Here is a 14,103-nt window from a genome sequence, read left to right on the forward strand (position 1 = left end):
GGAGCAAATTGTCGAAAGTCAGCGTCAGTAGTAGATAATTCAACTAAAGTTTTAGGTGTAACTAAATGCACAATGATTTTAGGAGTAAGCTGCCACTACTGCTGACATTCTGCTTATTTACGAGCTTTTTGCCTGCCTCTGGTTCAGTTTTATGTCCAGCCGTTGCCTCTGACGAATATTATAGAGTAGCCAGAAATAATGGCAGAGATGGACGTACAGGAACCGATGGGCGATCGGGTAGAAGCGGTGAAAACCAAAACATTTTTGTTAATGGTTCACCCGTAAATCTTGATTTGTCCGGTAAAGATGGTGAAGATGGGGAAGACGGGGAACATGGCGATCGCCCTGACTGTGGTTATCAACGCAATCACGTTAGCCATGATATAAATGCACCAAATGGTGGCAATGGTGGCAATGGTGGTAAGGGAGGAGATGGGGGAGATGGTGGTTCCCTCACAGTGTATTACAGCAATTTGGCAGACTTACGAAATATTTCCGTTCGGGCAAGTGGCGGGGAAGGTGGACGTGGCGGTAGAGGTGGCAATGGTACGCAGGGTTGTCGCTGTCACAAGCGGAGTTGGGAAGTTAAAACCTGTAAAGGAACTCCCGGCAGCCCTGATTACAAGTGTACTGACAAGGTTTATCGATGTAGCGACGGTAGCGATGGGCGAGATGGCAGCGATGGTAGTGACGGTAGCCAAGGGCGCTTAGGAACTTTAAGTATTGTAAATAGCAAGGAAGCTTTGGCAGGCGATAATCCAACGGTGCAGCTAGCAATTTCGGAACTGACAAACAAACCAGTAAACCTCTCAAAGAACAAGTGGAATCTTCGCAAAGGTGCAGCTTCTCTACTTGCGCCTGGTTCTGCGATCGCAGATGATTATCGAGAGTTTGAACAGCGTCTAGAAGAAACTTTTCAAATAGTTTGGCAAGAAAAACAACCTATTACCAGCTTTGGCAATCAAGCTGTAACACTTAATTTAACTGACAACAAACAAGTAGAAGTTACTTTTGCCGAGGACTTATGGGTTGATGGTAGCATCAAAAATGAAGCTAACTTAACAACATTTACCGTTAACCATGCCATTACCAAAAAAGATGTAACCCGGTTAGCTGTAGCAGAGTTTGCCGAAGCAGGACAAAACCTCAACTTAAAAATAGTCGATTTGGCAGCAAAATCTGATGCTATTAATACTCAGTTTCGCATCAAATTCCGCGCCCAAGATAACTTGTACGGCTTTTCTGGCTACAAAACTGAATATGAAGGGGATATTCCCAACGAACTTGTGACTCGTGACTACAACCGTTTTACTCTAGCTTTAGGCAAGCTCAAAATTCCTGATTCGGCTTTACGTTCTGGTGTCAACGTTGATATTGAAGTCGTAGCAACTCGTTCTTTGGGAATACGTTCTGCCAAGCAAACTATTAGCTGGCAGGGTGCAATCCGCAAGCCTAGATAAAATTTAGGAAGATTTTTTCCCATCTGAAACCATTTGCGAAAGAATATAAGCTGCAAAATCTAGTAACTGATCCAGCAAAAAGCCAATGATACCAATGTAGAGGATCACCTGGATCATATAATCAGCATTGCCAGCTTTATAAGCTTCCCAGAGAGTAAAGCCAAGTCCTTTTGGGCCTGTTAACATTTCTATAGAAATAACTATAAACCAGGCTACCCAAATACTAACTTTCAAGGCATGAAATATATGAAATATAGCTACTCGAAAGTTATTATTCTGCCTACGAAAATGTTGCATACCAATTGCCGTATTAATAATCATCGTCCAGAGAGTTCCTAGAAAAACTACTGTAGTAGCAGCCGAGTCGCTCTCTTGAAACACTATTAATGCAATAGGTAGTAAAGCTATAGGAGGGATACTATGTGGTATTTGAAATATCAGCCTAAATAGTTGATAAATCATGCTATTCATGCCTATTAGATATCCAACAAAACTACCCAATACGGCGGCTGGAATGTAACCTACAAACAACCGTTGCAGGCTAGCTAAAATGTCTAAAAACATATATTTTCTCTGCCTCAGTTCTCATGGAAAAGATTTAGAAAATACTGTGGCAACAACACAAAGTAGCGAAGATAAAAATGTGTTAAATTACACGATCTCTTTGAAGAATACAAAATTTTTTTATCTTCTCCTTGTCGATACTTAATCAATAAAAGTTAGGTATTATTACGATGTTTTGGTAGTAATGCAAAGAGTGGTAAAACTTGACTTTAGTAAACTTTATCAGAAAAATAAATCCTGATTAGTAAATTAAATACAATTTCCAGATTTTAATTGTTTGATGATTGTAGTAAGTATGAATATGTAATACTTTTAATATTACATAAATGGCAAAATTTGTTATGAGCAATACAGAATATTTATAAAACAAGGAGTGTCAGAGATACTTCAATACTTCTCGGTTAAGCATTTTTAATTCGGAATCGGGTTTGGGGTAAAGGGTAAGGGTTAAAGGTTTTTTCTTTCCCTTTTCCCTTTCCCCTTTTCCCCTTAACCGAGAAGTATTGAGAGATACTTTATCAAGTAAAAACAAAATTACCGTCGGTAAGCCAATGCGTTGCCCGGATTTTTTACTCATGAAAAATCCGGGTATCCATTTCTTCAAAAATCAACTCTATTAGCGTTATTTCAATGCAAACAAAAAGAAAGACATGATTGGCATTTCATATAGCGCTGCGATTGGTTATACCATTTAAATCGATACTCCTAAAAATTACCCCAAGAGCCGACATCACTAAATCTTTTGAACGATTTACGTTTACCTTATAAATTTCAGTGCGTCTTTTTTATCTAGATGCGATTATTTGCCTAAATTCCGCTTCATTTGTTCTAACTCGTCTTGGGTTTCCCAGCTACGGAATTTCTCTTCTAAATCATCAAACCCACTAGAATAACCACTAGTTTTATTTGACCAGCCACTGGTTTCAAAACGCTGTTGAGTTTGCGCTTTATCACGGGCTGTTTGTGCTTCGGCTGCTTTAGCTTGAACCTCTTGTCGCCGTTGCTGGATTTTTCTTAATAGTTCTTGAGATTGGTTAATGCGTTCTTTCAGCCCTTGCATGTGTCCCCAGCGCTGATTTCCTTCGCGCAACAGGGCTGCTTCTCGCTCACCCGCCGCAGTTGCTAAATCTTCTCTGCCGGCGTTTTTGGCTTTTTGAACACGGATATGCCAACGCTGAATTTCTTGAGCGGTGGAGAGAATTTCTTCTTGCGATCGCTTCTCTTGCAATTGTAAATCTGCGATCAGCTTTAATGTGTCTTCTTCTTGCTCACGCAGCTGTTCTAGCAGCGCCTCTAACTCCAAATGTGGATTGTTACGCAAGAATTCTTCTAAACGGTTTTCTAAAAACCGACTCAAATCATCAAATAAGCCCACTGCTAGAACTCCAGAGATCGGGTGCGTGACTATTTTATTGTAGTAGTCCGGTGGACTTCTGGGTGTTAGTTAGATTTCAAAGTTGGGAAGAATGTATTTGGTGAAACTACGCAAACAACGCTGACTTATAAAATAAGGCTTTAATCAGTATGAGTTCTGATTTTCAACCGCCACCTAAGAACTTGTCCATACTAGCTTCTGTAGGAGGGGTAGTTACGGCTGTAATAGCGATCGCAATTTTAAATGGTTGGTCTAAGCAACTTTCCCAGGCTTCCATAGAAAAACCGGAAATCTCAACATCCGAAACTGCTTCACGCCAGTTGGTACAACCAAAGAAACCCCAAAACCCTGCCTCTGGTGCTGAAGCAGCTGAAATCATTGCCAGTCTTGATGCTAAATCTGTAGTTTTACCAGGTCAAGCTATTCCTAAGAACCAACTCACAGTAGCGATAATTCCATACATTGCTCCGGGAGTTGGAAAACTAACTCCAGAGGAAATGACAACGGCACGTATTGCTTGGTCATATTTCCAGCGCAACTGGAATGATGAAACTGGTTTGATCAATTCCGTTGATGGCTTTGCCTCCGTCAGTATGTGGGATCAGACAGCAGCGATCGCAGCCTTAGTTAGTGCTAAAGAACTCAATATCGTGCCTGCGGCTGAATTTGAAGCCAAAATGAGCAAAATGTTGAAAACACTGGCATCAATGCCTTTATATAAAGGGGAATTACCCAACAAGGTTTACAATGCCAAAACCCTCCTACCCGTCAATTATGGTCAACTAGAAAAACGCGAAGAAATTGGTTGGTCAGCTATCGATTTGGGAAGGATGGCAATCTGGTTGAAGATTGTCGAGGCAAAGTATCCAGAAATGCGATCGCTTTCTACAGACGTTTGGAAACATTGGCAAGTCAAGCGCATTACCAAAAATGGAAAAATGTACGGGACTGCCGTTATTAAAGGTAAAGAACAATACAATCAAGAAGGCCGCTTAGGCTATGAGAATTATGCTGCCTACGGATTAAAGCTTTGGGGCTTGAATGTTACACAAGCATTGGATTATCAGTCCAATGTTGCCTTTGTCGATCTTTACGGACAGGGAATTCCTTATGATCGCCGCGACTATAAAAACTCTGGAGCCAATAACTACGTTCTTAGCGAACCCTATATTTTAGATGGTATCGAAACTGGGTTTCAAGCTTTGCCTAAAGCATACGCCGATCGGATTTTAGCTGCTCAAGCAGGGCGTTATGAAGCGACAAAACAATTAACCGCCGTTACCGAAGACAACTTAGATCGCCCTCCCTACTTTGTTTACAGCAGCTTGTTTGTCAACGGAGAACCTTGGGCAACCGTCACAGATACCCAACAAAAACACAACGATTTGCGGTTCCTCAGTGCCAAAGCTGCGATCGGCTGGCACGTACTTTATAATACTGATTACACGCAGCAGTTATTTAATTTCGTCCAAGCTAACCTTAACTCTAAAGATGGTTGGTATAACGGCTTTTATGAGTCTATGCGTCAGCCAAATAAAGCTCTCACCGCCAACAATAATGGCGTGATTTTAGAAAGTTTGCTGTATAAACAAGTTGGACAACCACTTACAGTTTGGGCAGGAGTCAAAAGCCAGAAGTCAATCAAAAGGGCTATCAGAACACCATAAGTTACAGCTAAGATTATCAGACCATGAAAAAATTGGCGTTGCATGATAGAAGTTATCTACTGTGCAATGTCCATACCGTGTCAATACTTTTCGGTTAAGGGGAAAAGGGGAAAGGGAAAGGGTTTGAATTTCCCTTTCCCCTTTCCCCCTTAACCTTTCCCCAGACCAAAAGAGAGATTATTGGGTTTAACCGAAAAGTATTGCATACCGTGTAACTACGGGAATTTGCAATATCCATTAAGTAACGCCACTTTATGGCAAAAGTCTCTGAACGGACACTGAAATATCTGCGAATGCTAATGGTGTAACCGTTCCTTGCGTAAGAGTATATTCTTCAACATACTTACCGTTTTGAAGATTTCTGAACACAATCATCTGTTGAGCAGATAAATTTAAAACCCAATATTCTTGAATCTCAGCCGTAGCATAAATCGCAGCCTTGATCTCCAAGTCCTTGTTTAAGCTGGTTTTAGCAACTTCTACAATCCAAAATATATCTTGAGGAGCAGGATGGCGATCGCTGTAGGATGATTCTGGAAGTCGAACAATTGCAATATCAGGTTCGGGTTCCGAGTCAGATAGTGTAATGGGCCCATTGAAACGAACATCAGCTTTACCTGATAGCAATTCTTCTAAATATTTTGCACCTCGTTTTGCTGTGGTGTAGTGAATTGGGGTTTCTGGACTCATCTCAACAATTTCGCCTGCTAACAGTTCCAGATGACGACCATGCAGAATGCCCGCCTCAACCATGCGGTGATAGTCGTCTACAGACCATTTAGCCAGGGTTTTCATAGCAGAATTGCTCACAGCAGAATTGCTCACATTCTTGTGATAGACCTAGTTTAATTTTAAAAGTTGCTGGACTGTGTTTGGGACAATCTGAAAATACGATCACCATCTTTGCCTGACAACCAACTACTTGCTATCTTGCGCCCCTAACTGCTCTAACAAGTCATGAATTGATAAAACGGGTACGGTTGAACTCAAAAAACCTTGCGTATCGCGTGTCACAATAGCATCTAAACCTTGAGCAATAGCACAAGCGATTTGAACAGCATCTTCAAAATCAGCTAAACCAGATCCGAACGCTGATTTCAAGACGGCTCGATTAACAGGACAAATTACCATAACAGTCAGCGTTTCTGAAACTGCTTGCCGTGCTTGCTCTATGCTGCGCGTGTGTTTTCGGGAAATATAAAAAATATCTGTAAGTGTTGTCGCTGTGATATGTCCAACGACACGACCAGAATCAATCTCCTGAAACAACAGTTCCGCGTCTTGGAAAAATGGAGATCGCTGTAACAGAAAATCTAGGACAATATTTGTATCAATTAAAACTTTCATTAAAGATACTTGTCCACTCGTCGCTCTTCTAACATTGCAGCCACTTCTTCATCAGTCGGTGCTGGCTGGTCTGTTTTTAGCAAGCCTCGCATCCGTCTAATCGCGCTAGAGCGCTCAGGCTCAGAAATTGGCGTGTCTTGCAAGGACTCAATGATAGCGCTCACTAGTGCAAGGCGATCGCTTGGTGGTAACTTGAAGACCTGCTCCTTCAATTCTTGTAGCAACATAGACGGCTCCTATAGTCGAAGGTTTCTAACATCTAGTATGAGCGATCGCGCCTTCTATGACCAGATTTATTGACCCTGTTACAGTTCCCAAGTGCAGGTCTTATTTTTATTTTGCGATCGCACCCCATCTCAAAAATCATCAGCGATAAATACACCTCATAAATCTTGATTTAGGAATATAACTGTACAGACGCACTATGCGCTCCTAACTCCTAATTGCTTTTTTGCGTATGATATACAAACCTCCTCAACAAAAGCTGTTGAGATGGATTGCATTGTTCCTAGTTGGGACATTTCTGCAATTGTTGTTTTACATCCCGACACCAGTCTTATCCCAAAATTCCAATAGCTGTAGCAATATTACAGCCCCTCTGACACCTGAAGAACAAACTTACGCTCGTGGTGCTTGGCAGTATTTTGTCAAAAACTATCAGCCAGCAACAGGATTTACCAATTCTACAGGGGGTTATCCTTCTGGTACACTCTGGGATATGGGTAACTACCTGATGGCGTTGAATGCTGCACGCTGGTTGAATCTCACTGACCAAGCAGATTTTGATGCTCGTCTCAACAAATTTTTAACGACTCTCAGCAGCTTAAAGTTATTTGAGGATACTTTGCCCAATAAAGTCTATAACGCAGCCAATGCACAAATGGTTGATTATGGCAACAATCCCCTTGAGCGGGGTATTGGTTGGTCTGCTTTGGATGTCGGGCGAATACTTGCAGCATTTGATGTCATCCGTACCTGTCATCCGCAATATAATGATTGGCTCAAAGGAATTGTAGCGAAGTGGCAAGTGGCGCGATCGCTCAAAGATGGGCAACTTTATGGCGCTACTGTTCTCCCAGACAACAAAACGTTATTGGTACAAGAAGGACGACTCGGCTACGAAGAATACGGCGCTAGAGGTTATGGACTTTGGGGTTTTTCTGCACCCAAAGCTATTTCTTTAGAACCGTTTAAGTTAGTTGAAATTAATGGTGTACAAATTCCTGTTGATACCCGTGACTTTCAAAGCACCAACGCTAATAATTACGTTGTTAGTGAGTCTTATATCCTTGAAGGAATTGAGTTTGGCTTGCAAGGTGAGTTAGCTGATTTTGCTGCTAGGGTTTTAGATGTACAAAAACGGCGTTACGATACCACAGGGCAATTGACTGCTGTTACAGAAGATAATATCGACCAAAAGCCTTATTTTCTTTACAACACCATCTACGCCAACGGTGCAAAGTGGGCAACAATCACGGATGCTAATCAACCTTATCCACAGTTTCGTAGCATCAGCACCAAAGCTGCTTTTGGTTGGCGCTATCTTTTTCCAGAGAATGCTTATGCTCAAAAAGTTTTTGATGCTGTCAAGGATCTCCGTAGCCCTGATGATAGTGGTTACTATGCTGGTATCTATGAAGAATCCAAACAGCCTAATAAAGCTTTGACAGGTAATACTAATGGGTTGATTTTGGAGATTTTATACTACAAAGCTAAGGGAAATCACCCCTTAATTGCTTCTGGTTCTGCGAGTGTGTCTACTGGCAAACCCAGTGAAAATGCTTCTCCTGTAACACCCTCAAATCAACCAAATTCTACTGTTACGGCTCCTACTGCAACGCCTGCGGATACTCCTAAACCAACAGAAGTGGCCGTTGCACCTATTCCACCGGTAGATAGTCCCCAATCATCATCTAACCTCAAACTAGATCGATCGCTGTCGGTGATTGAACGGCGCTATGCAGAGGCGGCTTGGCGATACTTTCAAGCGAATTATCACTCCAAAAATGGGCTGATTGACGATCGCAGTGATTTCAAAGGCGCAACCCTCTGGGGACTAGGAGATTATCTCGCAGCCCTCCATGCAGCGCGATCGCTCGATATAATTACTCCCAAGGAATTTGACCAGCGCACCCGACATCTTTTAGGAGCCCTGACAAAGTTACCATTGTTTGCTGGAGAGTTACCCGGTCGGGGTTATAATACGCGATCGCTGCAACTAGTAGATTACGGTGGAAATCCAGCCCCAGAAGGAAACGGCTGGTCAGCTTTGGATTTAGGTAGAATGCTGGCAGCACTTTACAACTTAAAAACCTGTCATTCAGAATACACGGCTGCGGTAGATAAAATTGTGCTGGATTGGTCATACTTGCGTGTGGTACGCGAAGGTATTCTATCCAGTGCGACTGTCACCAAAGAGCAAGAAGGGCGATCGCTAATCCGCGTCAACCCAGAAACCCGCTTGGGATATGAAGAATATGCAGCTAGAGCTTTTCAATTATGGGGATTTAATGTTAATGGTTCTGCTGTTGGCGGAGAATATCAAACGGCCTTAGTAGAGGGAGTGAAAGTGCCAATTCAACGCCACCGCAAAGATAGCAACTCCAAAAACCAATACACAGTTAGTAATCCTTTCTTACTCTATGCTTTGGAGTTTGGACTAGACCCACAAATGCGATCGCTCTTTGAACCAATTTTTCAAGCACAAGCTGAACGTTATCGTCGCACCGGCAACCTCACAGCCTCAGCTACCACCTTGATTGATCGTAAGCCTTACACTGTCCACAGCACAATTACTGGAAAAGGTGAGTCTTGGGTGGCTTTAGGAGATGACGGTCAACCTGTACCAAAAGGGCGATTGGTAAGTACAGTAGTCGCTTTTGCCTATCATGCCCTGCTTCCAGAAAACAAGTACAGTCAAGAGTTACTGCAAGGAACGACTGACTTATATAATCCATTAGCTGGATTTTATGAGGGTTTCTATGAAGCCACAGGTAAAACGGCAGTTGGTTTCACCAGCAGCACCAACAGTATGATTTTGCAATCCTTGCTGTACAAGGTAACGAATCAACAACCTCTAATTCGTCCGACAAATGACATGAAATCTCCTTGGTGGCAAGAAATTAGTCAGGGAAATTCTGGGCGAGGTCTACCCAACACTGCCAAACAACAAACTAAGTTAATTTCTGATAGTTCTGGCAGTTACTGGGTTTCAGCTAGCGATCGACATTGAGAGAAGCAGACGCAGGAATGCAAAGATGCGTGCCTGCGTCCTCTAGCAGTTCGCCAAGTGTACTTGGCGGGGTAAGGGGGAAAGGGTTTAAATCCCTTAACCTTTCCCCTTTTCCCAGTCCTCACTTAGCATTTTTGGGTTGGCAGACTACTAGCAGTAATGTTGGGTTGGTAATAGGTTGTTAGTAATGAATTCAACTAGGGAATACTTATTCTGAAGGAATGCAGATAAAGTGGGAAGCTCTGTCTAGTCTTTACGGCGGAGCTTCCCATTTCATCGGGAATAGCCTCCAGGACTCCCTAGTTCTATTGGTCTGGATTTCCCTCCTCTTGTCAGAAGTCCTGGTTCCCAAAACCCAAATCTTTTTCTTCTCCCAAGGGGAGACGCTAAAAGCGATGCAACATATACTACCAGCTTGGTTCTCGCTTATAGCATTGATGGTTACTGAGCGTAGTCGAATCTAAAATCCAAAATCCAAAATCTAAAATAGTACTAAGATGAGTTCAGTTTCTATTAGTGATAATTCCTCAAAGTTTTCTGGTAATAGTCGCTCATTACTCAAAAAAAGAACGCTGTTATTTCGCTATCTTGCAGAAATAAATTTAATTTTTGGTATCTGGTATTTGCAATGGCGCATCACCCATTCCATCAATTTTGATGCACTGTGGATCTCTATTCCTTTGTTGATAGCAGAAATTTATAGCTATTTCGGCGGTGTGATGTTTGTGATTGGGTTATGGCGACCTTTAGTGCGACAAATTAAGTCTCTCGACCAGATGACCCCACCTTTACCCAGATCCGAATGGCCAACAGTAGATGTCTTTGTGACCTGCTACAACGAACCGCCGGAAATTGTAGAGGAAACTGCCAAAGCTGCTCTGAAAATGGATTATCCGCCAACAAAGTTACGAGTTTATGTCCTGGATGATGGTAACTCGGCTGATATACGGGCTATGACAGAAAGATTGTGTATTGAAGATTTGCAGTCACCACAACTACAACAAGAAGCAAATCGGATTGATGCAGAACACTCTTATTTGTTGCAGCGCTTAAAGGAACTAGAAAATCTGACACCTAATACTCAGGCCGCAGAACAATGGTTGCAAACATCATCATCAGAACCAGTAGTTAATCAGTTGGCTACGGAATTTGTGCAAAGCCTGCGACAATTTATTCTTTGGTTATCTCCGACTCATCAAGGTATTAGTAATTCTCTTGGAGAGACGCTACGCGATCGCCTCACTACCGAACGGAAAGCCCTAGAGGAAACTATTCGTAAGAAAGAACTCGAACTTTTGGAACTCTCCCGGTTTCGGTATATCGCTCGTCCCAAAACCCCTGGCGTAGCGCATCATGCGAAAGCGGGCAACATTAATTACGCAATTTTTTCTGGGGAAACGGCAGGAAATTTTATTGTTACTCTAGATGCCGACCACATTCCCAAGCAAAATTTTCTGAAGCGAGTTGTGCCTTATTTCTATACATATAATATTTCAACAGGAAGATACGATCAGAATAAAATTGCTTTTGTACAGACTCGCCAGGATTTTTACAATATTCCTCCAGGCGATCCTTTTGGACATCGAGCAAATTTATTTTATGGGCCACTCCAACAAGGCAAAGATGGCATGAATGCTGCGTTCTATACAGGCACAAATGCGATATTGAGGCGTGAAGCATTAGTTAGTGTAGGACTGCAAAATTTTGCTGATGAATTTGCCAAAGATGAAAAACGTTTAGATGAATTTGATTTAGTTGGTGGGGTATCGAGTAATAGCATTACAGAAGATATGAATACAGCCATGCGTCTGCATAGTGCTGGCTGGAAATCTATTTATCACAATGAACTTTTGGCAGAAGGTTTAGCGCCAGATGACCTGAGTTCTACTCTTAAGCAGCGACTACGCTGGGCACAAGGAACTATCCAAGTGCTAGTTAGGGAAAATCCCCTGACAAAATCAGGGCTAACATTTTGGCAAAGGTTGCAATATTTTAAGACGATGTATAGTTATTTCTCTGGTTTTGCAACTCTGGTGTTTATTTCTTGTCCAATTATCTATTTTTTTACGGACATTGTTCCAGTTAAAACCTACGGGTCTGACTTTGCGATACACTTTTTCCCCGCTTTTATTATCAACCGTCTCACGTTCTTAGCAGCTACCTGGGGCATTCCAGCTACAGAAGTTTGGCGTTCTGAACAATATGCGATTGCTTTATTCCCCCTGCTAATCCAAGCTGTATGGAGTGTGTTTACAGGACAAAAACTCAATTTTCAAGTCACACCTAAGCAGAGGCAGTCTGGTATTTATCTCAGGCTGGTTTGGCCACAGTTAGTTATCTTTGTTCTCACTATTCTGGGAATATTATGGAGTCTTTATCGCTTTGCAATTGGTCATCTAAATAATCCTTTGGTTCACCTAATCAATAGTGCTTGGGCTATCTATAACTTGTTACTTTTGTCTGCTATTATCCGCGCTTCTGTTTGGCAACCTCCAAAAGAAACGTAAGAGGGACATAGGGAAAAGGAAAATAACTATTAACTCCCTGATAAATTCAATGTAAAAAGAAAAAAGTAATGAACATTAATTCAGACTCAAAAAATTTTGGTCAAAGAACTGTCTTAACAATTTATGCTCATGCTGATGATGAAGTTCTACCTGCTGCTGGCACTCTCAGTCTGATGTCCAAAGCAGGATGGAATATTCTTTGCTTAATTTTGACTGATGGCAGTCTTTCCAGTTCGCCTATTAAGGGTACACGTCATCAAGAAGCGGATGCCGCAGGTAAAATCATCGGTGCAACTTACGAGTTTTATGCACTTGAGGAGTATAATTTTTCAACTCAAGCAGTGATTAAAGTTACTGAAGAAGCTATTGGGCGTTGGCAACCGGATCTAATTATTACTCATGCACCACAACCCGAAAAATATGGACATAGAGATCATGAAGTATGTGCGATCGCAGTTTCTAATGTTGCTACCCGCAAAAACATAACTTTGTGGTATTCAGCCCCGCCTGTTTTTTTGCGTGGTTTTGAACCCAACTTTTTTGTGGATATTACTTCTGTAATTGAGGAAAAAGTTGCAGCTATCGGTTGTTATGAATCAGAGGTAAACAAAGCATTTATGCAACTTGATGCCATACTGGTTCTATCTCGTTTTTGGGCACGAGAGTTGGGTCAAAAAGATGGTTACTTTGAAGCTTTTGAAATTTCCCGACAATGTGTAGATGCTAGCTTTTTTTACGCAATAGCTAATAATCACCAAGTAATTAAACACAGCTAATCGTAATTTGATTAAATAAACGTTGGGTTTTTACCTCAACTACTCATTTTCGATCAAAACTGTAACAGATGCGATCGCAATCAACATTTCATCATTTTTATCGTTGAGTTCAGGAATGGCCCGTCCTTGAACTATCATTCCCCCAGATTCTACGGTAAGAGTTTTCCGACCAAATGGTAGGACAGCTAGTACCTCTTCTTCTCTAACTTGTTCTGGATATGGCACTGCTACCTGAACTTCTATAATCATTTCATTGGGATGGCTTAAACCTGCAACTTCCCAAACACCAGGTAAAGCATTGTGAGCGATCGCATTCCGTACCGCCCTAGATGCTGCTACTGTAGGTTCTTGTCCATGCTGATCTATTCCCATCCCCATCTCAATAATCAACCGTTTACGCACCATTACTACCTCCGGTAAATTCTCCACCTTTCACCACCAAAGGCAGCTGTAGTGAGGACAGAAGGCTCAGTTGGAATACTGCATCTCTTCCTTACAATGACCCTTCACGCAAAGTCCTAGGATAAGAGCCAAACTTCTGCCTCCAACAAGAACTGCCTCCTTTAGACCAGACGTTGTAAGCGACTAAGACGCTCTGAGTAACTTTTCATCACCTGTATGGCAAACATAGGTGTTTCCTGAACGGCAAAGAGAAACCCTTCTTGATCAAGAAAACCTAGTTTAGTATCCACCTTGGCAATAGCTGTGTAATTTCTATTTTTTATTCCTACAAGTATTCCAGCACCAAAAACTTCGCCCTGCTCAATAGTTTCTACAACCTTGCCATTAACTACTATCTCTACCTCTCCTTCCAGAATGCCGTACATACTATCACCAGACTGTCCTTCTTCAAAGATGACTTCACCTGCTGAGAATGCTTCAGGAGCGGGTTGTTTTTGAAATATACTGACTGTTATTACAGGACTTAGCATTAGAGCAACCCCAAAATTCTTGGTTTTTAGACGAAACTTTTTGATAGCTTTAGGCGAACCCAAAAAAGTATACTACTTTATGTTGATTAACTCTCACTCAATCTCCACAAAATTCCTGGCGTTGCAGAATAGAAATATGAATTAGTGCGATCACTATGAAATGTCCAAGGTGTGCGTCAAGCCACATTCGCAAAAATGGTAAACAAAGAGGTAAACAAAACTACATTTGTGTGGAATGTGGTC

General features: G+C 41.9%; 14 protein-coding genes. 6 read left to right on the plus strand and 8 right to left on the minus strand.

Going from position 1 to position 14,103, the window contains the following annotated elements; genetic code table 11:
- Window positions 1-65 precede the first annotated feature (65 nt).
- Window positions 66-1,460 (plus strand): collagen-like protein, encoded by a 1,395-nt coding sequence (locus IQ274_RS26860; RefSeq protein WP_194144005.1) that lies wholly within the window; start codon window positions 66-68, stop codon window positions 1,458-1,460.
- A 3-nt stretch (window positions 1,461-1,463) separates the two neighbouring features.
- On the opposite strand, the gene IQ274_RS26865 is transcribed toward IQ274_RS26860, so the two are convergent.
- From IQ274_RS26865 to IQ274_RS26875, 3 genes are all read right to left on the minus strand, one after another.
- Window positions 1,464-2,024: a nitrate transporter gene (locus tag IQ274_RS26865; RefSeq protein ID WP_163929830.1), complete on the minus strand. Its 561-nt coding sequence runs from the start codon at window positions 2,022-2,024 to the stop codon at window positions 1,464-1,466.
- Between the two features lie 376 nt (window positions 2,025-2,400).
- Window positions 2,401-2,601: a hypothetical protein gene (locus tag IQ274_RS26870; RefSeq protein WP_194144006.1), complete on the minus strand. Its 201-nt coding sequence runs from the start codon at window positions 2,599-2,601 to the stop codon at window positions 2,401-2,403.
- A gap of 222 nt (window positions 2,602-2,823) precedes the next feature.
- Window positions 2,824-3,399, minus strand: coding sequence for a TIGR04376 family protein (locus tag IQ274_RS26875; RefSeq protein ID WP_163929828.1), 576 nt, complete (start codon window positions 3,397-3,399; stop codon window positions 2,824-2,826).
- A gap of 149 nt (window positions 3,400-3,548) precedes the next feature.
- Here IQ274_RS26875 and IQ274_RS26880 point away from each other — a divergent pair, with 149 nt between their 5' ends.
- A complete protein-coding gene (locus IQ274_RS26880) occupies window positions 3,549-5,066 on the plus strand; it encodes a DUF3131 domain-containing protein (RefSeq protein ID WP_194144007.1) in 1,518 nt (505 codons plus the stop codon).
- Window positions 5,067-5,318: 252 nt separating this feature from the next.
- On the opposite strand, the gene IQ274_RS26885 is transcribed toward IQ274_RS26880, so the two are convergent.
- The 3 genes from IQ274_RS26885 to IQ274_RS26895 all read right to left on the minus strand — a co-directional run bounded on the left by IQ274_RS26885 (window position 5,319) and on the right by IQ274_RS26895 (window position 6,640).
- Window positions 5,319-5,861 (minus strand): Uma2 family endonuclease, encoded by a 543-nt coding sequence (locus tag IQ274_RS26885; RefSeq protein WP_163929838.1) that lies wholly within the window; start codon window positions 5,859-5,861, stop codon window positions 5,319-5,321.
- A gap of 123 nt (window positions 5,862-5,984) precedes the next feature.
- Window positions 5,985-6,413 (minus strand): type II toxin-antitoxin system VapC family toxin, encoded by a 429-nt coding sequence (locus tag IQ274_RS26890; RefSeq protein WP_163929827.1) that lies wholly within the window; start codon window positions 6,411-6,413, stop codon window positions 5,985-5,987.
- The gene (locus IQ274_RS26895; protein WP_163929826.1) at window positions 6,413-6,640 is read right to left on the minus strand and encodes a hypothetical protein; all 228 of its coding nucleotides are present in this window, start codon (window positions 6,638-6,640) and stop codon (window positions 6,413-6,415) included. The genes IQ274_RS26890 and IQ274_RS26895 overlap by 1 nt, the downstream gene beginning before the upstream one ends.
- Window positions 6,641-6,870: 230 nt before the next feature.
- On the opposite strand from IQ274_RS26895, the gene IQ274_RS26900 reads away from it, so the two are divergent.
- From IQ274_RS26900 to IQ274_RS26910, 3 genes are all read left to right on the plus strand, one after another.
- Window positions 6,871-9,645, plus strand: a complete 2,775-nt coding sequence (locus tag IQ274_RS26900; protein ID WP_163929825.1) for a DUF3131 domain-containing protein — start codon at window positions 6,871-6,873, stop codon at window positions 9,643-9,645.
- 497 nt (window positions 9,646-10,142) lie between these two features.
- Window positions 10,143-12,152, plus strand: a complete 2,010-nt coding sequence (locus IQ274_RS26905) for a glycosyltransferase (RefSeq protein WP_194144008.1) — start codon at window positions 10,143-10,145, stop codon at window positions 12,150-12,152.
- A gap of 68 nt (window positions 12,153-12,220) precedes the next feature.
- Window positions 12,221-12,928, plus strand: a complete 708-nt coding sequence (locus tag IQ274_RS26910) for a PIG-L deacetylase family protein (RefSeq protein ID WP_163929823.1) — start codon at window positions 12,221-12,223, stop codon at window positions 12,926-12,928.
- 39 nt (window positions 12,929-12,967) lie between these two features.
- Here IQ274_RS26910 and IQ274_RS26915 read toward each other — a convergent pair whose 3' ends face one another.
- The gene (locus IQ274_RS26915) at window positions 12,968-13,333 is read right to left on the minus strand and encodes a Lin0512 family protein (RefSeq protein WP_175586713.1); all 366 of its coding nucleotides are present in this window, start codon (window positions 13,331-13,333) and stop codon (window positions 12,968-12,970) included.
- A 158-nt stretch (window positions 13,334-13,491) separates the two neighbouring features.
- Window positions 13,492-13,860: a cyclic nucleotide-binding domain-containing protein gene (locus IQ274_RS26920; protein ID WP_194144012.1), complete on the minus strand. Its 369-nt coding sequence runs from the start codon at window positions 13,858-13,860 to the stop codon at window positions 13,492-13,494.
- Between the two features lie 155 nt (window positions 13,861-14,015).
- Between IQ274_RS26920 and IQ274_RS26925 the strand changes: the two genes are divergently transcribed.
- A partial coding sequence (locus IQ274_RS26925; protein ID WP_416209853.1) for a transposase-like zinc-binding domain-containing protein occupies window positions 14,016-14,103 on the plus strand: 88 nt, incomplete at its 3' end.

The organism is Nostoc sp. LEGE 12447 (assembly GCF_015206985.1).
GTDB lineage: Bacteria > Cyanobacteriota > Cyanobacteriia > Cyanobacteriales > Nostocaceae > Nostoc.

Bases quoted from the DNA above. Each gene is read 5' to 3' on its own strand.
- IQ274_RS26880 (WP_194144007.1), top strand. From the start codon at position 3,549: ATGAGTTCTGATTTTCAACCGCCACCTAAGAACTTGTCCATACTAGCT.
- IQ274_RS26915 (WP_175586713.1), bottom strand. From the start codon at position 13,333: ATGGTGCGTAAACGGTTGATTATTGAGATGGGGATGGGAATAGATCAG.
- IQ274_RS26890 (WP_163929827.1), bottom strand. From the start codon at position 6,413: ATGAAAGTTTTAATTGATACAAATATTGTCCTAGATTTTCTGTTACAG.
- IQ274_RS26905 (WP_194144008.1), top strand. From the start codon at position 10,143: ATGAGTTCAGTTTCTATTAGTGATAATTCCTCAAAGTTTTCTGGTAAT.
- IQ274_RS26885 (WP_163929838.1), bottom strand. From the start codon at position 5,861: ATGAAAACCCTGGCTAAATGGTCTGTAGACGACTATCACCGCATGGTT.
- IQ274_RS26900 (WP_163929825.1), top strand. From the start codon at position 6,871: ATGATATACAAACCTCCTCAACAAAAGCTGTTGAGATGGATTGCATTG.
- IQ274_RS26895 (WP_163929826.1), bottom strand. From the start codon at position 6,640: ATGTTGCTACAAGAATTGAAGGAGCAGGTCTTCAAGTTACCACCAAGC.
- IQ274_RS26870 (WP_194144006.1), bottom strand. From the start codon at position 2,601: ATGAGTAAAAAATCCGGGCAACGCATTGGCTTACCGACGGTAATTTTG.
- IQ274_RS26860 (WP_194144005.1), top strand. From the start codon at position 66: ATGCACAATGATTTTAGGAGTAAGCTGCCACTACTGCTGACATTCTGC.
- IQ274_RS26910 (WP_163929823.1), top strand. From the start codon at position 12,221: ATGAACATTAATTCAGACTCAAAAAATTTTGGTCAAAGAACTGTCTTA.
- IQ274_RS26865 (WP_163929830.1), bottom strand. From the start codon at position 2,024: ATGTTTTTAGACATTTTAGCTAGCCTGCAACGGTTGTTTGTAGGTTAC.
- IQ274_RS26920 (WP_194144012.1), bottom strand. From the start codon at position 13,860: ATGCTAAGTCCTGTAATAACAGTCAGTATATTTCAAAAACAACCCGCT.